The sequence below is a fragment of the Paracoccus kondratievae genome, assembly GCF_009301415.1.
In the GTDB taxonomy this organism is placed as follows: Bacteria; Pseudomonadota; Alphaproteobacteria; order Rhodobacterales; family Rhodobacteraceae; genus Paracoccus; species Paracoccus kondratievae.
In genome coordinates this window covers 541,513-561,473 of record NZ_CP045072.1, presented here as the reverse complement: position 1 = coordinate 561,473, position 19,961 = coordinate 541,513, and the positions used below count along the sequence as shown (strand labels likewise).

At 64.9% G+C, this 19,961-nt stretch carries 19 protein-coding genes; 5 read left to right on the top strand and 14 right to left on the bottom strand.

All coding sequences use genetic code 11. From position 1 onward, the window contains the following. Positions 1-56: 56 nt before the first annotated feature. The 5 genes from F8A10_RS02880 to F8A10_RS02860 form a co-directional block, all read right to left on the bottom strand. Positions 57-713, bottom strand: a complete 657-nt coding sequence (locus F8A10_RS02880) for a CPBP family glutamic-type intramembrane protease (protein ID WP_010392789.1) — start codon at positions 711-713, stop codon at positions 57-59. Beyond that, positions 689-1,510 carry a glycoside hydrolase family 25 protein gene (locus F8A10_RS02875; protein WP_010392792.1) on the bottom strand — a complete coding sequence of 274 codons (822 nt, stop codon included), beginning with the start codon at positions 1,508-1,510 and terminating at the stop codon, positions 689-691. Before F8A10_RS02875 ends, F8A10_RS02880 begins: the two co-directional genes overlap by 25 nt. A gap of 137 nt (positions 1,511-1,647) precedes the next feature. Then, positions 1,648-2,100: a DUF2267 domain-containing protein gene (locus F8A10_RS02870; RefSeq protein ID WP_085501249.1), complete on the bottom strand. Its 453-nt coding sequence runs from the start codon at positions 2,098-2,100 to the stop codon at positions 1,648-1,650. Positions 2,101-2,136: 36 nt separating this feature from the next. Continuing rightward, entirely contained in the window at positions 2,137-3,516 is a 1,380-nt protein-coding gene (locus F8A10_RS02865; protein ID WP_010392796.1) for an FAD-binding oxidoreductase, read from the bottom strand. A gap of 68 nt (positions 3,517-3,584) precedes the next feature. Beyond that, complete coding sequence (locus tag F8A10_RS02860) at positions 3,585-4,547, bottom strand: DUF808 domain-containing protein (RefSeq protein ID WP_152366640.1); 963 nt, start codon at positions 4,545-4,547, stop codon at positions 3,585-3,587. 142 nt (positions 4,548-4,689) lie between these two features. Between F8A10_RS02860 and cobS the strand changes: the two genes are divergently transcribed. The 4 genes from cobS to F8A10_RS02840 all read left to right on the top strand — a co-directional run bounded on the left by cobS (position 4,690) and on the right by F8A10_RS02840 (position 11,005). Beyond that, positions 4,690-5,664 (top strand): cobaltochelatase subunit CobS, encoded by a 975-nt coding sequence (gene cobS / locus F8A10_RS02855; protein ID WP_010392801.1) that lies wholly within the window; start codon positions 4,690-4,692, stop codon positions 5,662-5,664. 277 nt (positions 5,665-5,941) lie between these two features. After that, positions 5,942-7,804 carry a cobaltochelatase subunit CobT gene (cobT, locus tag F8A10_RS02850; protein ID WP_010392802.1) on the top strand — a complete coding sequence of 621 codons (1,863 nt, stop codon included), beginning with the start codon at positions 5,942-5,944 and terminating at the stop codon, positions 7,802-7,804. Between the two features lie 98 nt (positions 7,805-7,902). Next, complete coding sequence (epsE, locus tag F8A10_RS02845; RefSeq protein ID WP_152366639.1) at positions 7,903-9,156, top strand: exopolysaccharide biosynthesis GT4 family glycosyltransferase EpsE; 1,254 nt, start codon at positions 7,903-7,905, stop codon at positions 9,154-9,156. A 31-nt stretch (positions 9,157-9,187) separates the two neighbouring features. Continuing rightward, positions 9,188-11,005, top strand: a complete 1,818-nt coding sequence (locus tag F8A10_RS02840) for an aminopeptidase P family protein (RefSeq protein ID WP_152366638.1) — start codon at positions 9,188-9,190, stop codon at positions 11,003-11,005. A gap of 56 nt (positions 11,006-11,061) precedes the next feature. Here the strand turns inward: F8A10_RS02840 and F8A10_RS02835 are convergent, their stop codons facing one another. The 7 genes from F8A10_RS02835 to F8A10_RS02805 form a co-directional block, all read right to left on the bottom strand. After that, complete coding sequence (locus tag F8A10_RS02835; RefSeq protein WP_029371390.1) at positions 11,062-12,108, bottom strand: DUF475 domain-containing protein; 1,047 nt, start codon at positions 12,106-12,108, stop codon at positions 11,062-11,064. 91 nt (positions 12,109-12,199) lie between these two features. After that, positions 12,200-13,159 (bottom strand): magnesium transporter CorA family protein, encoded by a 960-nt coding sequence (locus tag F8A10_RS02830; RefSeq protein WP_010392814.1) that lies wholly within the window; start codon positions 13,157-13,159, stop codon positions 12,200-12,202. 52 nt (positions 13,160-13,211) lie between these two features. Beyond that, positions 13,212-14,447: a glycerate kinase type-2 family protein gene (locus F8A10_RS02825; RefSeq protein WP_152366637.1), complete on the bottom strand. Its 1,236-nt coding sequence runs from the start codon at positions 14,445-14,447 to the stop codon at positions 13,212-13,214. After that, entirely contained in the window at positions 14,447-15,397 is a 951-nt protein-coding gene (locus F8A10_RS02820) for a 2-hydroxyacid dehydrogenase (RefSeq protein WP_152366636.1), read from the bottom strand. Before F8A10_RS02820 ends, F8A10_RS02825 begins: the two co-directional genes overlap by 1 nt. Continuing rightward, a complete protein-coding gene (locus F8A10_RS02815) occupies positions 15,397-15,744 on the bottom strand; it encodes a tRNA-binding protein (protein ID WP_010392819.1) in 348 nt (115 codons plus the stop codon). The genes F8A10_RS02820 and F8A10_RS02815 overlap by 1 nt, the downstream gene beginning before the upstream one ends. Beyond that, positions 15,741-16,547, bottom strand: coding sequence for a pyrroline-5-carboxylate reductase (proC, locus tag F8A10_RS02810; RefSeq protein WP_010392821.1), 807 nt, complete (start codon positions 16,545-16,547; stop codon positions 15,741-15,743). Before proC ends, F8A10_RS02815 begins: the two co-directional genes overlap by 4 nt. Positions 16,548-16,729: 182 nt before the next feature. After that, positions 16,730-17,230 carry a type III secretion system chaperone family protein gene (locus F8A10_RS02805; protein ID WP_010392823.1) on the bottom strand — a complete coding sequence of 167 codons (501 nt, stop codon included), beginning with the start codon at positions 17,228-17,230 and terminating at the stop codon, positions 16,730-16,732. Between the two features lie 227 nt (positions 17,231-17,457). Here F8A10_RS02805 and cobD point away from each other — a divergent pair, with 227 nt between their 5' ends. Further along, positions 17,458-18,420: a threonine-phosphate decarboxylase CobD gene (cobD, locus tag F8A10_RS02800; RefSeq protein ID WP_152366635.1), complete on the top strand. Its 963-nt coding sequence runs from the start codon at positions 17,458-17,460 to the stop codon at positions 18,418-18,420. Here the strand turns inward: cobD and F8A10_RS02795 are convergent. Both F8A10_RS02795 and purE read right to left on the bottom strand, forming a co-directional pair. Then, positions 18,404-19,447 (bottom strand): 5-(carboxyamino)imidazole ribonucleotide synthase, encoded by a 1,044-nt coding sequence (locus F8A10_RS02795; RefSeq protein ID WP_010392827.1) that lies wholly within the window; start codon positions 19,445-19,447, stop codon positions 18,404-18,406. The two genes, cobD and F8A10_RS02795, sit on opposite strands and share 17 nt — an antisense overlap. After that, the gene (purE, locus tag F8A10_RS02790; RefSeq protein ID WP_010392829.1) at positions 19,440-19,937 is read right to left on the bottom strand and encodes a 5-(carboxyamino)imidazole ribonucleotide mutase; all 498 of its coding nucleotides are present in this window, start codon (positions 19,935-19,937) and stop codon (positions 19,440-19,442) included. The genes F8A10_RS02795 and purE overlap by 8 nt, the downstream gene beginning before the upstream one ends. Positions 19,938-19,961: the final 24 nt, after the last annotated feature.

Here is a 19,961-nt window from a genome sequence, read left to right as displayed (position 1 = left end):
CTTCCCCTTGCGTGTCGGCGATGCATCAACCGCGCCACGCGGGGGAAGTCAAGCAATCAGAATGGCCGCACCACGTTGCCAGAGTAGAAATATACCCCCATTCCGACCGCAAAGAGCACATTCCCGGCCACCGCATGCAGCACCCAGGCCGCCGGAAAGCCGCGTCGGACATAGGCATAGGCAAAGACCCAGCCCCCCAGAAAGGTCAGGATCGCCACCACCCACGACCAGTACATCAGATGGGCAAAGGAAAAGACCGCCGCGTTCAGAATGATCGCCGCCTGCCCCGACGGCAAAAGCGCGCCGTAGCGGTGAAAGAACAGCGGGCGAAAGATCAGCTCTTGCGGCAAAGCCGACACCAGCGGGTAAAGGCACCAGATCATCAGCAGAACATGGGGACGCAACCATATGAGGCGAAAGATCGACTCGGGGCTGGTCACCCACAATATCGCCACGCTGACGATCAGCGTGACCAGCGCAACAAGGCCGATCCCGCCCCATGGCAGGCTGCCCCATCCATGGACAAGGCCGCGCCAGTGAAAGCCGCCGGTCCGCCACAGCAGCAAAAGCCCCGCAATGCTGAACACCGCGAGCGCCTGAAACAGCAGGCGCCCGGGCATGAACAACGCGATAACCAGCGGCGCCCCGAAATAGAGCGCCAGAAACTCGGCCCAAAGCAGGCCTCGGTTTACTGCAGCCGCAGGTTCAGCCATTTCCGCCACTGCGCGGGCGAACCCGCAAAGACGTTCAGATCGACATTCCCGCGAATGCCCGGCACAACCCCGGTCCCGGTATATTGCCAGAAGGTGTAGCGCTGGCCGGGATAGACCAGACGCGGATGTCCCGCGACCGAGCGCAGCCAGAACTCTTCGGACCATGAGGCCAGGTTGTTGTCACGATAGAAATCGACCGTCGTGTAGATGATCGGCCGCTGGCCGTAATGGCGGTGCAGGATATCCTTGAAAATCCGGGCCTCGCGCAGAACCTCATCGCTTGGCGGGCGGCGCGGGCAGGTTTTCGAGGGGGTCCACTCCAGATCCACCACCGGCGGCATGGCGCCACGCTCTCTCGGCACGTTGGCGATGAACCACGCCGCCTGTTCCGCACCCGAGCGGCAGAAGTAGAAGTAGTGGTAGGCGCCGCGCGGAATCCGGGCCTGCGCGGCCTCATACCAATAGCGGCGGAAATTCGGGTCGGCATGATCGCCGCCTTCGGTCGCCTTGATAAAGGCAAAGCTGACGCCCGAGCCACGGACGCGGCCCCAGTCGATATCGCCCTGATAGCGGGAAATATCGATGCCATGCACCAGATGGTCATAGGGATGCCCACCCACCCAGGGATGCGGTGCGGTATCACCGAATTGCGGTCCGCGCCCCTGTCCTGCCATCACGGCCGGGCCGCTGGACGGACCACGTCCACAGGACGCCAGCGCCACCAGCATCAGAACCGTCAACAACTTGCTCAAAAGCTTCATTTCTGCCCTCGCGCCCCGCGCGCTGTCGCGCGCCATGTCTTTGCGCCTGTGACCGGCGCTTCCCTGCCCTTATCGCAAAGGCGCGAGGCTCTGTCACGATGGCGTGACGGTCACGAGTTTGTCAGGCACATTGTGGCCGATCTGCATCGCTGCACGCACACAAGCCCCGCGCATCAAAAGATCCTCGGCCGGGCCCCTTCGGGGTCATCAACATGCCAGAACCCTGCCGCACCCGGCGGCAACTGGTCCAGAGCCCGCTGAAAATCGGCCGCATTCACATAACGGCGCAGGGTCCATGCCACCGCCTCGATGGCGCTATCGGGCGTCAGGTTGTGATGCGGCCGGACCTGCTGCGCCTCGCGCGTCATCGTCGCACGGTCGGCAAAGGGGAGCGGTTCCGCCTCTGGCCGCCAGCCCGCGACAAAGATCGCGCGGGGAATCGCTGGCAGGACCGAGGCAAAATCCAGACCCTGCTGCGCAGTGAGTCGCCGACGAAAGACCTGCAGGACCCCATCCAGCGCCGTATAGGCGCTGTTATCCGAGACGAGGTCCATCCGATCCTTCAGATCGTCCAGAATCGCCCGCCACTCTTTCGAGGCATGGCGATAGGTCCATGGCATGGGCATCAGCGCCTCCCTTGCAGCTGGCTTGGGGCAGCGCCCTTAACCCATCTGCGGAACCAGCTTGCCGGGGTTCAGCACGCCCTCGGGGTCAAGCGCCTGCTTGATTGCCGCCATGACAGCGATGGCCGGGCCGTGCTGGGCGGGCATCAGGGGCTTTTTGCCGATACCGACACCATGCTCGCCGGTGATGGTCCCACCGACCCCGATCGCGCGCTCGGCCATGCGGGTAGCAACGCGTTTCGCGGCCGCCAGTTCGGCCTCATCACCCGGCATCACAAGGATCTGGGCGTGGAAATTGCCGTCGCCGACATGGCCGACGATGGGACCAAGCAGACCCTCGGCGCGGATATCCTCGGCCGCCGCAGCCACGGCAGCAGGCAGATGCGACATTGGCACGCAAACGTCGGTCACAACCGCAGTTGCCCCCGGACGCAAGGCAAGACAGGAACGATAGGTGTTATGCCGCATCTTCCACAGCGCGGCGCGTGCCTCGGGCGTGGTTGCCCAGTCAAAGCCGGTACCGCCGAATTCGGCCGCCAGCGCGCCAAAAGCCTCGGCATCGCCCTTGACCGAGGCCGGAGAGCCGTGAAACTCGACCATCAAATGCGGCCCTTCGTGCATCTGCGCGCCGGAAACATTGTTGAAGGCACGTACGACATCGGCATCAACGAACTCGATCCGCGCCATCGGGATGCCGGACTGGATCGTTGCAGTGACGCATTCCACCGCCTGTTCCAGCGTCGGGAAACCACAGACCGCCGCGGCGACCTCTTCGGGCTGGCCATGCAGGCGCAGCGTCAGTTCAGTGATGATCCCCAACGTACCTTCCGAGCCGACAAACAGCGCCGTCAGATCATAACCCGCGCTGGATTTCGCCGCCCGGGTGCCGGTGCGGATCACCTGCCCGTCGGCCAGCACCACCTCAAGCCCCAGCACGTTGTCGCGCATGGTGCCATAGCGCACCGCCGTGGTGCCCGAGGCCCGCGTCGCGGCCATCCCGCCCAGCGAGGCGTTGGCGCCGGGATCGACCGGAAAGAACAGCCCCGTCGCGCGCAGTTCGGTGTTCAGCGCCTCACGCGTGCAGCCGGGCTGAACCGAAACCTGCATGTCCTCGGCCCGGATTTCCAGCACCCGATCCATCTTGGACAGGTCGATCACCAGTCCCCCTTGCGGAGCCAGCGCCTGCCCCTCAAGCGAGGTTCCGGTGCCCCAGCCGATCATCGGCACGTGATGGGCACGGCAGATCGCAGCGATGCGCGAGACCTCGCCGGTCGACAGCGGCCATGCTACGGCATCAGGGGGCGGCGCGCGGTGAAAAGTCTCGGACTGGGCATGCAGATCGCGGTCGGCACCGCTGGTGGACAGACGCGCGCCCAAAAGCGCGGAAAGCGCCTCAAGCGCCGGGGCGGGAATCGGCATGGCAGTCCTCCTGAATTGGCATTGCACGGAAATAGACCCGTGACCCAGACAAGAGCAAGCCAGAGAGGTCAGGCGCCAAGCGCGCGCCTGACCGCCTCGATCACCGGGGTAACGAGGTAATGCGCGACGGGAATAAGGATCAGCCCCAGAATGACGCCGAAGACGCCATCGAAAAAGGCCGTGGTGACCCAGCCGACAAGGCCCGGCGCGGCTGGGGCGGCATGGGCAGCGGCCTCGGCCATGCGATGGATCCATTCATAGGGCTGGTGCTGGCCCAGCTCATGCAGCCCGTGAATGACGATCTGGCCGCCGACCCAGATCATCGCGGCAGTGCCGACGATGGTCAGAGCCTTCATGAAACCCGGCATGACATGGACGATGCCGCGCCCCAGCGCACCCAAGGCACCACCCCGCTCATTCAGGTGCAGGCCGAAATCATCCGCCTTAACGATCAGCGCGACGAAACCATAGACAGCCAGCGTGATGCCCACGGCAACCATGGCAAGAATCAGCGCCTTCATCCAGATCGGGTCTCCGTTCGGGATGGCGGCAAGGGCAATGGTCATGATCTCGGCCGACAGGATGAAATCAGTCTTGATCGCGCCGCGCACCCGCTCTTCTTCCAGACCGGCGCCGCCGCCCTCGGTGACGGCAAGATGCGCGTCCCCGGCCCCGTGACGGCCAAGGGCGTGAACGATCTTTTCAGCCCCCTCAAAGCACAGATACGCGCCGCCGATCATCAGCAGGGGCGAGATTGCCCATGGCGCAAAGGCCGACAACAACAGCGCAATCGGCAGCAGGATCACCAGCTTGTTGAACAGTGATCCGCGCGCAATCTTCATCACGATCGGCACTTCGCGCGCGGCGGAAAAGCCGTGCACGTATTTCGGTGTCACCGCCGCGTCGTCGATCACCGCTCCGGCGGCCTTGCTGCCCGCCTTGACCGCCTGACCGGCCACATCGTCGATCGAGGCAGCGGCGATCTTGGCGATCCCCGCGACGTCATCCAGCAGCGCCAGCAATCCGCTCATGCAACCCGTCCTGTTCCAGCTTTCCGGAGGGACAGCTTACGGGGCGCCGCACTTGTGCGCAATTCACCCTTAAGCCCTTGTCCGGCTTGCACCTGCGCGGGGAATCATTCATCAAGCACAGAAGAATCGAAAGGGCCGCCCAATGCTTGATCAGAACGCGAAACCGACCGAGGACATCGACCTGCGCGAGGTCTTCGGCCTAGACAGCGACATGAAGATCAAGGGCTTTGCCGAACGATCCGACCGCGTGCCCGATGTCGACCCGACCTACAAGTTCGACCCCGACACGACCCTGGCGATCCTGGCCGGCTTTGCCTACAACCGCCGGGTCATGATCCAAGGCTATCACGGCACCGGCAAATCGACCCATATCGAGCAGGTGGCGGCACGGCTGAACTGGCCTTGCGTGCGCGTGAACCTTGACAGCCACGTCAGCCGGATCGACCTGATCGGCAAGGACGCGATCAAGCTGGTCGATGGCAAGCAGGTCACCGTTTTTCACGAAGGCATTCTGCCCTGGGCGCTGCGCAACCCGACCGCCATCGTCTTTGACGAATACGACGCAGGCCGCGCCGATGTGATGTTCGTTATCCAGCGCGTGCTGGAGGCGGATGGCAAGCTGACGCTGCTTGACCAGAACGAGGTCATCACACCGAACCCCTATTTCCGCCTGTTTGCCACGGCAAACACGGTGGGTCTGGGCGACACGACCGGCCTTTATCACGGCACCCAGCAGATCAACCAGGGCCAGATGGACCGCTGGAACCTCGTGACGACGCTGAACTATCTCAGCCACGACGCCGAGGCCGCGATCGTTCTGGCCAAGAACCCGACATACAACACCGAAAAGGGCCGCAAGCAGATCAGCCAGATGGTCGCGCTGGCCGACCTGACGCGGACGGCCTTCATGCAGGGCGACCTGTCGACGGTGATGAGCCCGCGCACGGTGATTTCCTGGGCGCAGAACGCGCGCATCTTTGGCGACAATGTGGGCTATGCTTTCCGGCTGACCTTCCTCAACAAATGCGACGAACTCGAGCGCCAGACGGTGGCCGAGTTCTACCAGCGCCTGTTCGACGAGGAACTGCCGGAAAGCGCGGCAGTCAAGGCCGGGTGATGCGGCGGGCGACAGGCTTTTCCGCCACGGCCCTGCTCCGGGAAACGCCGGGCAGGAACGTAGCGGGAATGTCCGGCCATCCTGCCCGAACCCAAACGGCCCCTTTGCAACCCCCCGCCCAAGGACCGCTTGCGGACCACAGGACCAGTGCCGCACGGGCCCCTGGGCCCTGCGGCCAAGGGCCTGCGTGAAATGAAAGCTGTCCCTTCCCGCCTTTCATTGCTGGCGGCAGGGGATATGCTGTGATGGCGGCCAAAGCAGGTTTCTGGAACATCCGATGAAAAAATCCGACAACCCCGCCGATCCGTTCAAGAAGGCCCTGACCGAGGCCACCCGCGCCCTTGCCGAAGAGCGCGAGCTGAACGTGACCTTCACCGCCGATCCTGCGGGGGTGGCAGGCGACACGATGCGCCTGCCTCAGGTCAGCCGCCGCATGACCCGGGACGAGGTATTGCTGGCGCGTGGTACCGCCGATGCACTGGCGATGAAACTGCGTCACCACGATCCCGCAACCCACGCGAAATACGCCCCCGCCGGACCGATGGCGCGCGACCTCTATGAGGCGATGGAAACGGTGCGCTGCGAGGCATTGGGCGCGCGCGACATGCCGGGCGCGCTGTCCAATATCGACGCCAAGCTGGGGCAAGAGGCCGAGCGCAAGGGCTATGGCCAGATCAAGGCCCCGGCCGATGCGCCTTTGGCCGTCGCGGCGGGCTATATCCTGCGCCAGATCGCAACCGGTCGCCCCCTGCCCCCGGCCGCGCAGCATGTCGCGGACCTGTGGCGCCCCTTTATCGAGGAACAGGCCGGCAGCGAATTGGGGCACGTCGGCGAGGTACTGCCCGATCAGGCCGCCTTTGCGCGTCTTTCCCGCAAGCTCATCGCCGACTTGGGCTATGGCGACCAGCTGGGTGAGGACCCTGACGAACCGGAAGAGGATGAGGCCGACGAGAACGCCGAACAGGACGAGGAAGCAGGCAACGACCAGTCCCGCGACCAGAACCAGGACGACGAGGCCGAAGCCAGCCCCGAGCGCACCCAGGACCAGACGCAGGATGAGCGTCAGGCTCAGGTCAGTATGGACGACCAGTCCGATGAAGAGCTGGTAGACGACGCCGAAATCTCGGAATCCGAAACCCCGCCCGACCTGCCGCCTCAGGTCAGCGAGGCCAGCCCGGATTACAAAGTCTATACTCAGGAATACGACGAAGAGATCCGCGCCGAGGATCTGGCCGACCCGGCCGAGCTTGAGCGGCTGCGCGCCTATCTCGACAAACAGCTTGAACCCTTGCGCGGCGCGGTCTCGCGGCTGGCCAACAAGTTGCAGCGCCGCCTGCAGGCGCAGCAGAACCGCAGCTGGGAGTTTGATAAGGAAGAGGGCGTGCTTGACGCCGGACGCCTTGCCCGGGTGGTGGCGAACCCGACGACGCCCCTGTCCTTTAAGATCGAAAAGGACACCGAATTCCGCGACACCGTTGTGACGCTGCTTTTGGACAACTCGGGCTCGATGCGGGGCCGGCCGATCAGCATTGCCGCGATCTGCGCCGACGTCCTTGCCCGCACGCTTGAGCGCACTCAGGTCAAGGTCGAGATCCTTGGCTTTACCACCCGTGCATGGAAAGGTGGGCAAAGCCGTGAAAAATGGCTGGCAGCCGGTCGCCCCGCCCAACCCGGACGGCTGAACGACCTGCGCCACATCATCTACAAGGGCGCCGATGCGCCATGGCGGCGCGTGCGTCCGAACCTTGGTCTGATGATGAAAGAGGGACTGCTGAAGGAAAACATCGACGGCGAGGCGCTGGAGTGGGCGCATCGTCGCCTGTCCCGCCGGTCCGAGGCACGCAAGATCCTGATGGTGATTTCGGATGGTGCGCCGGTCGATGACTCGACCCTGTCGGTCAACCCGGCGAACTTTCTTGAAAAGCACCTGCGCGACGTGATCTCGATGATCGAACGCAAGAAGCTGGTTGAGCTTTTGGCCATCGGTATCGGCCACGACGTGACCCGTTATTACGAACGCGCGGTCACGATCACCGATGCCGAACAACTGGCCGGGGCAATGACCGAACAGCTTGCCGCTCTGTTCGAATCCGATCCCAGAAAGCGCGCGCGCGCGATGAACCTGCGCCGGGTGGGGTAATCCTGTCCTTTCCGGCTGCTTGATCTGCCCCGGTCTCCCATGCGACCAGTTCGGTCAGGCCGGGGCCGCTTTCGCCTCGCAGGCCAAGAGGCTTCGACGTGTTGAAGATCGGATTTTTCATACCCGAGTTCCCGGGCCAGACCCATATCTTTCTGTGGCGCGAACGGCAGGCGCTGGCAGCGCTGGGGGTCGAGGCCGACCTTGTCTCGACCCGACCGCCGCCGCGCGCCGTCGCCTCGCACAGCTGGGCGGCCGAAGCGCAGGCGCGTACCCGCTATCTGATGCCGCTTGGGGCCGAAGGTCTTGGCATGATCGCGGAATTCCTGCGCTCGGGCCCCTCGGGCTGGGCACGTGGCCTTGGCGCGGCCTTTACGGCCGAGGCGCACGGCCTGAAGGCACGGCTGCGGATGCTCGCACTGCTTGGCATGGGGGCGCGGCTCAAGCGCATTGCCCGCGAACAGGGCTGGAGCCATATCCATGTCCATAGCTGCGCCGACAGCGCCAATATCGCCATGTTCGCCGAACGGCTGGGGGGGCCGGGTTACAGCCTGACCCTGCACGGCCCGACGCTAGAGGGCTACGGCCCGAACCAGCGCCAGAAATGGCGGCATGCACGGTTCGTCACCATCATTTCACAACTGCTCGCCCGCGTGGCCGAACACGATATCGGGGCGGACCGTCCCTCGACCATCCTGATTGCGCCGATGGGGGTCAATCTGGACCAGATCAAGCGCCGCAGACCATGGCAGCCCCCTGCTCCGGGTGGGCCAGTGCGCATCTTCAGCTGCGGACGACTTAACGCAATCAAGGGGCATGACCACCTGATCGAGACGGTCGCCCTGCTACGCGCCCGCGGTATCGACGCCCGGCTTGAAATCGCGGGCGAGGACGAACAGGGTGGTTCGGGCTATCACCGCCAGCTTGATGCGCTGATCGCCGCCAAGGGGTTGGGCGATGCAGTCACCCTGCTGGGCGCGGTCAGTGAGGATCGCGTGCGCGAAGGGCTTGAGAACGCCCATATCTTTGCGCTGGCCAGCCTGAACGAAGGGATTTCCGTAGCGATCATGGAGGCGATGGCAATGGAAATGCCGGTCGTCGTCACCGATGTCGGCGGCAATCATGAGCTGATCACATCGGGCCGCGACGCTATCCTTGTCCCACCCGAGCACCCCGAGGCCATGGCTGACGAGATCGCGCGGCTCTGCGCGGATCCTGCCAGGGCCTTGCGGTTGACACAGGCTTCGCGCGCGCGGGTCGCCACCGATTTTCACCATCGCCGCAGTGCCGAGGCGGTGGCCGACGGGTTGGCCCGCACCCTGCCCGGCGCGAAAGAGGCGCTGACCCGCGCCTGATATCCCAAGCACAAGAAAGCCAGAGGCGAGCATGTTCCAGACCTATGACAGCTATTCCAACCCCGCCGCGCATCCGCCCCGGCTGGCAGCCTTGCGCCGCGAACTTGCGGCGCGTGACCTCGACGGCTTTCTGGTGCCGCGTGCGGATGCGCATCAGGGGGAATATGTCGCAGCCCGCGATGCGCGGCTGGCCTGGCTGACCGGCTTTACCGGTAGTGCCGGCTTTTGCATCGTCACCCCCGACCGGGCGGGCGTGTTCATCGACGGCCGCTATCGGGTGCAGGTCAAGGCCGAGGTGGATCCCGCACATTTCACCCCGGTCCCCTGGCCGGAAACCCGCCCCTCGGATTGGCTGCATCAGGCCCTGCCCGAAGGCGGCCGCATCGGCTATGACCCCTGGCTGCACACCCGGCGCGAGATCCGCGAGATGGAAAAGGGTCTTGTCGGGACCGGCATTGCCCTGATCGCGCTGGAAACGAACCCGGTCGATGCGATCTGGACTGACCAGCCCGAACCTCCGGTCGGGGTGGTGCGCCTATGGCCCGACGCGGTCGCAGGCGAAACCGCGGCGGAAAAGCGCGCCCGCATCGCCGACGCCCTGCGCAAGGCCGGGCAGCAGGCGGCAGTGCTGACCCTGCCCGACTCGGTCTCGTGGTTGCTTAATATCCGCGGCGCGGACGTGCCCAAGAACCCGGTGGTACAGTGCTTTGCCATCATCGAGGAAAACGGCCATGTTGCCGTCTTTACCGACCCCGCCAAATTCGGCCCCGAGGTGCGGGCCGCCCTTGGCAATGAGGTCTCGGTCCTGCCTCTGGTCGCGCTGACGCCGGCGCTGACCAACCTTGCCGGGCCGGTGCGGGTCGATCCCGCCAGCGCGCCCGACCGGGTGTTTGCGCTGATCGAAAGCATGAAGACCCCGATCGTCGAGGCACCCGATCCGGTGATCCTGCCAAAGGCCTGCAAAAACCCGGCCGAAGTTGCCGGCATGCGCGCCGCCCATCTGCAGGACGGTGCAGCAATAACCGAACTGCTATGCTGGCTTGACAGCCGTGCTCCGCTGCTTGGGGCCGAGCCGCTGACCGAAATCGACGTCGCGCAAAAGCTTGAGGCACTGCGCACCGCGCGCGGCATCCTCGACATCAGCTTTGACACCATCTCGGCGACCGGCCCCCATGCTGCGATCCCGCATTACCACGTCAGTCAGGACAGCAACCTGCGGATCGAGCCTGGCCATGTACTGCTGGTCGATTCCGGCGGACAATATGAAAACGGCACCACCGACATCACCCGCACCCTGCCGATGGGCCCGGTCGATCCGGCAGTGCGGCGCCCCTATACACGGGTGCTGCAAGGCATGATCGCCGTTTCGCAGGTCCAGTTCCCGAAAGGCGTCGCCGGATGCCACATCGACGCGCTCGCCCGCGCGCCCCTATGGTCCGAGGGCATGGATTACGACCACGGCACCGGCCATGGCGTCGGCGCGGGCCTGTCGGTGCATGAGGGGCCGGTGCGGATCTCGCGCATCTCGGACATTCCGCTGCAACCCGGCATGATCCTGTCGAACGAGCCGGGCTATTACCGCGAAGGGGCCTTTGGCATCCGCATCGAAAACCTGATCGTGATCGAGAACCGCCAAAGCCCCGATGGGCGTGAGATGCTAGGGTTCGAAACGCTGACCTTTGCCCCGATCGACCGCCGCCTGATTGAACCGGGGCTGCTGTCACCTGCCGAGGTGGCCTGGCTTGACGCCTATCATGCCGAGGTCTGGGACAAGATCTCGCCCCTGGTCGAAGGCGGGGTCCGCGATTGGCTCTTTCTGGCGACCCGCCCCCTTGGGGGCAGCGTCTGAGTCATGCGCGAAAGGGGGCCGGGCCACAAAGGCCCACCCCATTTGCCGCCGCCCGGTCAGTCTTGCGGGTGACGGCGGCGCCAGGCAACCGAGCTTAGAAAAGCCATGCCGATGAAGCCTGCACCCAAAAGCCCGGTGACCACCTCGGGGATGGGGCGCAACGTCTGAACGAACATCAGCACCGACAGGACAAGGATCGACCAGAACGCCCCGTGTTCAAGGTAACGAAAGGCGGATAGCGTACCGCGCTCGACCATCATGACCGTCATGGCCCGGACGTAAAAGGCCCCGATGCCCAGCCCGATAGCGATAAGAAACAGGTTCTGGGTCAGCGCAAAGGCCCCGATCACACCGTCAAAGCTGAACGAGGCGTCCAGCACCTCAAGGTAAAGGAACGCGCCAAAGCCACCACGCGCCATATCGGCATGGCTGCGCGATGCCCCCCAACTGTCAAGCACATGGCCCAGCATATCGACCAGCAGATAGGTAATTATCCCCCAGATCGCGGCGATGATAAAGGTATGCTCACTTTCCGCCGGCATCTGGCTGACGATCACCAACATGCAGATCAGCACGAAACCGACCTCCATGCCGCGGATCTCGCCCAGTTTGCGCAAGGCGGCCTCGACCCCTTTGATCCAGTCCACATCCTTGGCCTGATCAAAGAAATAGTTCAGCGCCACCAACATCAGGAAAGCCCCGCCAAAGGCTGCGATGGGCAAATGCGCCTCATGGATGATGCGCGAATATTCCTGCGGCTGGGTGGCGGCAAGGCGCAGCGCCTCCCACGGGGCAAGGCGGGCGGCGATGACCACCACCAACAGCGGAAAGATCACCCGCATACCAAACACCGCGATGACAATGCCCCAGGTCAGAAACCGGTGCTGCCACTTCGGCGTCATCTCGCGCAGCTTGTTGGCGTTGACGATGGCATTGTCGAAAGACAGCGAGATTTCCAGCACCGCCAGGATCCCTGCGATCAGCAGAAAGGCCAGCGCGCCTGCGCCTGTGCCGTGATACTCCCATCCCAGAAATGCGGCGAGGGCTAGTCCGACCCCTGTCAGGATGAAGGGCCAGGTCATGTAGCTGAGCGTCGATCTCATCCGCGGTTCCCCTTCATTTGGCCTATGCCCCGGTCTTAGGCGCAGGTGCGAAGGCAGGCAAGGCAACCCTGCCGGGCATCGCCAATCTGCCTCAAAGCCAGTTGCGCCATTTCAGCACCAGAAAGGTAATGACAGCCGAGGCAACCATCATCCCCAGCGCCATCGGAAAGCCCCATTCCAGTTCAAGCTGTGACATATGGGTAAAGTTCATCCCATACACACTGGCGATCAGCGTCGGAGGCAGAAACAGCGCCGTCACCACCGACAGGATGCGTACCCGGTCGTTTTGCATCAGCCCGATCATGCCCATGGCCGCGTCCATCACCATGCCGATGCGCGAACCCAGGAAATCGGCATGAACCTCGAGCGCCTGAATGTCGCGCTGAATGGCGCTATGCAGGGGGCGCATGCGGGTGCTGTCGGGCCGATGGGCGGTGTTGCTGGCGTGATAGACCAGAATGCGGTCCATCGACAAAAGACCCATGCGCACCCGGCTCATCAGTTCAGCCTGTTGGCCAAGCGTGACCAGCGCGGCCTGCAACCGCCCGGCCGCCTTGGCAGAGTTCATCGTCAGCACCTGCGATGTCGTTTTGTCGAGCACTTTCGTCACCCCTTCCGAGATATCGGCCAGCCTGCCGACGATCTCTTCTATCAGGCCCAACAGGACGCGCTCGGCGCTGGCACAGCCGCTGCTGGAACGCTCGGCCCGGGCCGGAAAGGTCTCAAAGGGGCGCGGCGCGTGGTGACGCACGGTGACAAGACGCTGATCGTCCACGATAAAGGTGACCGGCATCGCGACGGGGGTTGCATCAGGCAACTGCCCCGGCAGTACCCCGGTCATGTAAAGCCGCCCGCCCTCGATATACAGCCGGTTCGAGATCTCGATCTCTTCCATATCGGCAAGTGTCGGGATCTCGTACCCCAGGTCAGAAACCGCCCGGACCTGTGCATCCAGCGGGCGGTAAAGATCAATCCAGATCGCGTCCGCGAGCGGGCGCCCCTCGGGCAGCGGCAAAAGGCCGGTCCCGTGACTGATATAGCTGTAAAGCATGCGGTTCCGCCTTGGCCTGTGGCGTCAGCCTGAGCAGGGCCCGCGCGCCGGGTCAAGCCCCCGCTGCGCGCACCAGCGCCGCCAGATCCGCGACATTGGTGCCCGTCGCGCCGGTTGTCACCAACGCATCGCCTGCCGCCAAGGCCGGGGTAGAATCGTTGCGCGCCAAGGCCGCAACCGGATCGATGCCGCCCGCCCGGATCGCCCGCGGCGTGCCGGGGACGACCAGACCTCCGGCCGCCTCGCCCGGGCCGTCGCGCCCGTCGCTGCCGACCGAGGCAAAGGCCCAGTCAAAAGGCACAGGCCGCGCCTCGGCCAGAAGAGCAACACGCAGGGCCAGTTCCTGATTGCGCCCGCCCATGCCGTCGCCGATCAGCCGCACCGTCGTCTCGCCGCCAAAGGCCAGCGCCTGACCGGGGCACAGATCCGCCGCCAGCGCCCAGATCGCCTCGGCGCAGTCCTGCACATCGCCTTTCAGCGGGATGGGCGCGGGATCGGCCCCCGCCCCGACCATAGCCGCGACCGACAGCGCGTTTGAGCCGACAAGGATGTTACGCGCCTGCGGCAGGGCGCGCCTGTCCTCGGGTCGCCGCAGCGCATCTTGCGCCGCTTTGGGCATCTGATCCCAAATGCCCAGGTCCTGCGCCAGCGTGACCGCCTGTCCACGGCTGCCGACCGGGGCGACCGTCGGCCCCGAGGCAATGACCCGCAGATCATCCCCCGGCACGTCCGAAAGGATCAGCGCCGTCACCGGCGCACGCGACAGCCGCAGCCAGCCACCGCCCTTAAGCCGCGAAAGCCCCTGCCGGATCAGGTTGACCTGTGAGATATCCGCGCCCGAGGCAAGCAGCAGCCGGTTCACCGCCTGTTTATCAGCAAGGCTCATCCCTTCGGCCGGCGCGGGCAACATCGCCGAGCCACCGCCCGAGATCAGCGCCAGCACCCGGTCCTGTGACCCGGCATCAGACAGCCTGCGGATCACCTCATCCGCCGCGGCCGCCCCCCCGGCATCAGGCTGGGGGTGACCGGCCCGCAGCACCACCGCCCCGTCCAGCGGCGCGTCATTGCCTGCATTGGTCACGACCAGAGCCGTGGCATCCGGCAGCGCCTGCAAAGCGGCCGCTGCCATGGCACGGGCAGCCTTGCCAACCGCGATCACCTGCCAGCGCCCACCCTGCCCCGGCGGATCGGCCAGAACCTCGGCCATGGCGCGGGCCACAGCCGCACCCGGCTCTGCTGCGGCGATCCCCTCGCGGATCAGTGCCATGGCCCGGTCCGATGGCGTCATCAGTTCACCCGGTCGGGCAGCGCATTACCCTCATCAAAGGCGACAAGGTTGTTCATGGCGCGCATCGCCATTGCTGTGCGCACCTCTTCGGCAGCGGTGCCAAGATGGGGCAGCAATGTCACGTTCTCCATCCCGATCAGTTCGGGGGCGACCTTCGGCTCGAACTCATAGACGTCCAGCCCCGCACCGGCGATGCGGCCCCGGCTAAGCGCGTCGATAAGCGCCGCCTCTTCGACAACGTCACCACGGGCGATGTTGATCAGGAATGAACGCGGGCCAAGCCGCTCAAGCTCGGGCGTGGTGATCAGGTGGCGGGTCTCTGCCCCGCCGGGCACGGCAACGACGGCGAAATCTGCCTGAGTCAGCAATTCATCCAGAGAGTCGACCTGCCGGGCCGGAAAGTCCAGAGATGAGACCACCGAGCGGTTGTAGAACAGCACCTCCATGCCAAAACCGAAATGGCAGCGCCGGGCGATGGCCTTGCCGATACGGCCCATGCCGATGATGCCAACGGTACAGCCGGTGACATGACGGCCAAGCAGCTGTGTCGGTTCCCACCCGCCCCATTCACCACGGCGCAATAGCCGCTCACCTTCGCCCGCGCGGCGCGCAGTCATCAGGATCAGGGTCAGGGCGATATCTGCGGTCGCCTCGGTTACGGCATCGGGGGTGTTCGTGACCGCCACGCCCGCGTCGGCCGCTGCCTTAACATCAATATGATTGTAGCCCGCGCCGAAATTCGCCAGCAGCCGACAGCGCGGCTGACCCTGAAAAGCCTCGGCCGTAAAGCGGTCGCCCAGCGTCGGCATGATCGCGTCATAATCGGCAAGGGCCTGCGCAGCCTCCTGAACGCTCAGCCCGTCCTTGCGGTCAAGGATCTTGGTCTCGAACCGGGCCGAAAGCGCGCGTTCCGCCGCCTGCGTCATGCGACGCGTCACCAGAAGCCTCATCAATACATCCTCCCCCCGACCGGCACTTCCTGATCCGGGCCGATCAGCACGACTTCGCCCGCATCATCGGGCAGCCCCAGAACCAGAACTTCGGACATAAAGGGGCCGATCTGGCGCGGCGGGAAGTTCACGACCGCCAGAACCTGCCGCCCGATCAGCGCCTCGGGCGTGTAATGCCGGGTAATCTGGGCCGAGCTTTTGCGGGTTCCGATCTCGGGGCCGAAATCGACCCATAGCTTGATCGCCGGACGCCGCGCCTCGGGGAACGGCTCGGCGCGGGTGATGCGACCGACGCGGATATCAACGGCAGCGAAATCATCCCAGCTGATCTGTGCGGTTCCGGTCATTTGCCCAGCTCCCGCCCGCGTTCGGCAGCCGCCGCGATGGTGCGGCGCATCAGGGGTGGCAGACCGGTTTCAGGGTCCATAAGCTCTTTCAGCCCCGCCGCCGTGGTCCCGCCGGGCGAGGTCACGGCCTCGCGCAGCCGCGCCGGGTCCTCATCCTCATGAACGGCCAGTGCGCCTGCGCCGGCCACGGTTGCCCGCGCCAGCTCCAGCGCCAGCGCCGGGGGCAGCCCCTCTGCCTCGCCCGCCGCGGCCATCGCCTCGATCATATGAAAGACATAGGCAGGACCAGAACCCGACAGCGCAGTGACCGCATCCATCTGCCCCTCGGATTCCAGGCGCACGACGCGGCCAACGGCACTCATCAGTGCCTCTGCCAGCTCAAGCTCGGCCGCACCGGCCTTGGCATTGCCGATGATGGCGCTGACGCCCTGACCGATGGCGGCCGGAGTGTTCGGCATGGCGCGCACGATCGGCGCAGCAGGAAAGGCGCGCTCATAAGCCGCAAGTGTCACCCCCGCCGCGACCGAGACCACCAGCGTCGATTCCCCGACTGCCAGCCGGGGCAGGACGTCGGCCATCATCTGCGGCTTGACGGCGATCACGAGAACAGCCGGATCAGCCGGCAGCGCGCCGTTGACGGAAATGCCCAACGCCGACAGTTCGGGCCGGGGGTTGGGGTCAATCACATGCACCGCCGAGGCTGCAAGCCCCTGTTTCAGCCAGCCTTGCAGCAGCGCGCTGCCCATCCGGCCGCAGCCGACCAGCACCAGACCGCGCCCGTTCAACGCCGATAGTTCCGTCATTGCCTATGCCTGCCCTCTTACATGTCCTTGCATCAGCGCGCCGGGATCTCCGACGCCGATGCCCTCGCACCCTTGCACACAGATTTACCCACGGAAAGGCGGAAGCGAAAGGCCGCGATCTTTGCCGCGCAAGGAAGGTCGGGCCAGAGGCAGGCAGCCCGACCGATCAGATCCCATGGGGATCAGGCGTGGCCGTAAGCCTCGGAAATGGCGATGCCCATTGCAGCTTCGGGCGAGGCGTCGCCCCAGCAGGCAAGCTGGAAGCAGGGATAGAATCGCTCGCAGGCCAGAATGGCATTGCCGATCATCTGGTCGATCTGCGAGGGGGCGGCAATCGCCTCTCCTGACAGGACCAGACCATAACGCCAGACCATCAGTTTTTGCTGCGCCCAAAAGGTAAAGCCGCCATCCCAAACCTGATCATTGGCGAGGTTCAGCACCTCGTAAAGCGCCGGCAGCTTGCCCGCCGGAGGGTCCATGTCAAAGGTGCAGATCAGCCGCAGCACCTCTTCGCGCGGCGACCATGCCAGTGTGATCGAGTAGGTACGCCATTGCCCCTCGACCGCCATGGCGATCTGATCCTCGGCCAGACGGTCAAAATCCCACTCATGATGCGCCGCAACGGTTTCCACGATGTCGATGGGATGGATGTCATCGCTATGGATGAAGTCCAGCTGTGCCATATCCTGTCCCCCTGCCTGTCTGAGATCGGGGCAAGGTCAAACCCCAACCCTTGGTGGCCCAGACTACACCCGGCATAATCGCCGCAGTGTGCCTACAACATATCGTGTGATGGTTCCATGAGGCTGTAAAGCGAAAATTCCGTTACTGGTTGACGACAGTTGCCCTGCCCGCGCTTGACCAGCCGCCTTTGCCCGGCTTCAAGGACGCTGACAGGAGGATTTGCCCAATGCGCGATCACGGCGGCGATATCGACAAGGCGGCATACCATTCCGGACGGGCGGATCTGATCGACCTGTCCACAGGAATCAACCGCCGCCCATGGCAGCCCGCGCCGCTGTCCCCGCATGCCCTGACAGCACTGCCGACACGCGCCGATAACGCCCGGCTGACCCGGGTCGCAGCGCAGCGATTCGGCTGCGATCCGGGTCAGGTTCTGCCACTGGCCGGGGCCTCGGCCGCGATCCAGCTATTGCCGCATGTGCTGACTGGGCGGCGGGCCTCAGTGCTGTCCCCGACCTATAACGAACATGCCGCAAGCCTGCGCGCCGCAGGCTGGGAGGTCACCGAGCCCAATGACCCCGCCGCCCTGACCGGGGCCGATCTGGCGGTGATCGTGAACCCAAACAACCCCGATGGCCGCGAGTTCACCCCCGCCCGGATCGCCGACATCGCCGCAACGGTTGGTCATCTGGTCGTCGATGAAAGCTTTGCCGATCCGCGCCCTGATCTGTCGGTGGCGGGACAGCGGCCCGAAAACGTCACCGTGCTGCGCAGTTTTGGCAAGTTCTGGGGGCTGGCCGGTCTGCGCCTTGGCTTTGCGCTGGCCACGCCCGATCTGCTTGCCAGGCTGGCCGAGCGGGCCGGTCCATGGTCAGTCGGCGGTCCGGCGATCGAGATCGGCACCCAGGCACTCGCAGATGTGGCATGGGCCGATGATACGGTAGTCTGGCTGGCCGAGGCCGCGCTGTATCTTGACCGGATCGTCACGCCGCACTGGTCTCTGGCCGGCGGCACGCATCTTTTCCGGCTATATGAAACGCCCGATGCAGAAACGGCACGCGACCTTCTGGCCCGCGCCGGGATCTGGAGCCGCATCTTTCCCTGGCATCCGCACTGGCTGCGTCTGGGCGTACCCGGTAACCGGCAGGAATTCGACCGCCTGGCCGAAGCCCTTAAATCAGCCGGTTGACATGACCCATCTTGCGGCCGGGGCGAGCCTCGCCCTTGCCGTAAAGATGGACCTGCGTGCGCGGCTGTTTCAACAGTTCGGGGATACGCAGGACATCGTCGCCGATCAGGTTCTCCATCTCGACATCCGCATAACGCTGACCATCGCCCAAAGGCAGGCCAGCAACAGCGCGGATGTGCTGTTCGAACTGATCGACGGCGCAACCAGCCTGGGTCCAGTGGCCCGAGTTATGGACGCGCGGCGCAATCTCGTTCACGATCAGTCCGGTCCTGGTGACGAACAGCTCGACCCCCATGACGCCGATATAGTCCAGCGCATTGACGATACGACCGGCGATCAGCACCGCGTCGGTCAAAAGACCGGCTGGTAAACCGCAAGGCACGGTGGTCGTGCGCAGGATGCCTTCACGATGCACGTTCAGCCCCGGATCATAGGCCGACACCTGGCCATCCGCGCCCCGCGCCACGATGACGCTGATCTCGGCCGAAAAATCGACAAAACCTTCAAGCACCGAGGGCGCGCCGGTCCAGTCCCGCTGTCCGGCATCCGAAAAGCGGATCTGCCCCTTGCCGTCATAACCCAGCCGCCGGGTCTTGAGGATCGAGGGCGCGCCAAGGGCGGCAAGCGCCTCGGGCAGATCGGCCTCGGTCTCGACATTGCGATAGGGCGCGGTGCGCAGGCCGATGCCGGTCAGAAAGTCTTTTTCGCCAAGCCGGTCCTGCGAGATGGCAAGCGCGCGGCGATTGGGCCGGATCGGGCGCAAGGCCTCAAGCAGATCCAGCGCCGCTGTCGGCACATTCTCAAACTCATAGGTGATCACGTCGACCGATTCGGCAAAGGCGCGCAGGGCCTCGTGATCCTCGTAAGGGGCGGTCGTCAGCTGATGGGCGACATCCCCGGCCGGAGCGGCGCCCGGCTCATAGACATGGCAGCGGTAACCAAGACGACTTGCCGCGACCGACAGCATGCGGCCCAACTGCCCGCCGCCAAGAATACCGATGGTGGCGCCGGGTTTCAGTTCACTCATCCTTGGGCTCCTCGGGGATGGAATCGGACAGGGCCTGCCGCCATGCGTCGAGCCGCGCCGCCAGATCGGGGTCAGAGATCGCCAGAATCCCCGCCGCCATCAGCCCGGCATTAGCTGCGCCCGCCGCGCCGATAGCCATAGTGGCGACCGGATAGCCCTTGGGCATCTGCAGGATCGAATAAAGCGAATCGACACCCGACAGCGCCCGGGTCTGGACCGGCACGCCGATCACCGGCACCCGCGTCTTGCTGGCCATCATGCCCGGCAAATGCGCAGCACCGCCCGCCCCGGCGATGATGACCTTAAGCCCGCGCGCAACGGCGGTCTTACCATAGTCCCACAGCCGGTCCGGCGTGCGATGGGCGCTGACGATGCGCGTCTCGTAACTGATGCCCAGTTCGTCCAGAATCGTGGCGGCCTCGCGCATGGTCGGCCAGTCGGACTGGCTGCCCATGATGATCCCGACCGGTTTTGCGGCGGCTTTATCCATGGCTCGATCCCCTTTTGCGCCCCG

Bases quoted from the DNA above. Each gene is read 5' to 3' on its own strand.
- F8A10_RS02880 (WP_010392789.1), bottom strand. From the start codon at position 713: ATGGCTGAACCTGCGGCTGCAGTAAACCGAGGCCTGCTTTGGGCCGAG.
- F8A10_RS02875 (WP_010392792.1), bottom strand. From the start codon at position 1,510: ATGGCGCGCGACAGCGCGCGGGGCGCGAGGGCAGAAATGAAGCTTTTG.
- F8A10_RS02870 (WP_085501249.1), bottom strand. From the start codon at position 2,100: ATGCCCATGCCATGGACCTATCGCCATGCCTCGAAAGAGTGGCGGGCG.
- F8A10_RS02865 (WP_010392796.1), bottom strand. From the start codon at position 3,516: ATGCCGATTCCCGCCCCGGCGCTTGAGGCGCTTTCCGCGCTTTTGGGC.
- F8A10_RS02860 (WP_152366640.1), bottom strand. From the start codon at position 4,547: ATGAGCGGATTGCTGGCGCTGCTGGATGACGTCGCGGGGATCGCCAAG.
- cobS (WP_010392801.1), top strand. From the start codon at position 4,690: ATGCTTGATCAGAACGCGAAACCGACCGAGGACATCGACCTGCGCGAG.
- cobT (WP_010392802.1), top strand. From the start codon at position 5,942: ATGAAAAAATCCGACAACCCCGCCGATCCGTTCAAGAAGGCCCTGACC.
- F8A10_RS02840 (WP_152366638.1), top strand. From the start codon at position 9,188: ATGTTCCAGACCTATGACAGCTATTCCAACCCCGCCGCGCATCCGCCC.
- F8A10_RS02835 (WP_029371390.1), bottom strand. From the start codon at position 12,108: ATGAGATCGACGCTCAGCTACATGACCTGGCCCTTCATCCTGACAGGG.
- F8A10_RS02830 (WP_010392814.1), bottom strand. From the start codon at position 13,159: ATGCTTTACAGCTATATCAGTCACGGGACCGGCCTTTTGCCGCTGCCC.
- F8A10_RS02825 (WP_152366637.1), bottom strand. From the start codon at position 14,447: ATGACGCCATCGGACCGGGCCATGGCACTGATCCGCGAGGGGATCGCC.
- F8A10_RS02820 (WP_152366636.1), bottom strand. From the start codon at position 15,397: ATGAGGCTTCTGGTGACGCGTCGCATGACGCAGGCGGCGGAACGCGCG.
- F8A10_RS02815 (WP_010392819.1), bottom strand. From the start codon at position 15,744: ATGACCGGAACCGCACAGATCAGCTGGGATGATTTCGCTGCCGTTGAT.
- proC (WP_010392821.1), bottom strand. From the start codon at position 16,547: ATGACGGAACTATCGGCGTTGAACGGGCGCGGTCTGGTGCTGGTCGGC.
- F8A10_RS02805 (WP_010392823.1), bottom strand. From the start codon at position 17,230: ATGGCACAGCTGGACTTCATCCATAGCGATGACATCCATCCCATCGAC.
- cobD (WP_152366635.1), top strand. From the start codon at position 17,458: ATGCGCGATCACGGCGGCGATATCGACAAGGCGGCATACCATTCCGGA.
- F8A10_RS02795 (WP_010392827.1), bottom strand. From the start codon at position 19,447: ATGAGTGAACTGAAACCCGGCGCCACCATCGGTATTCTTGGCGGCGGG.
- purE (WP_010392829.1), bottom strand. From the start codon at position 19,937: ATGGATAAAGCCGCCGCAAAACCGGTCGGGATCATCATGGGCAGCCAG.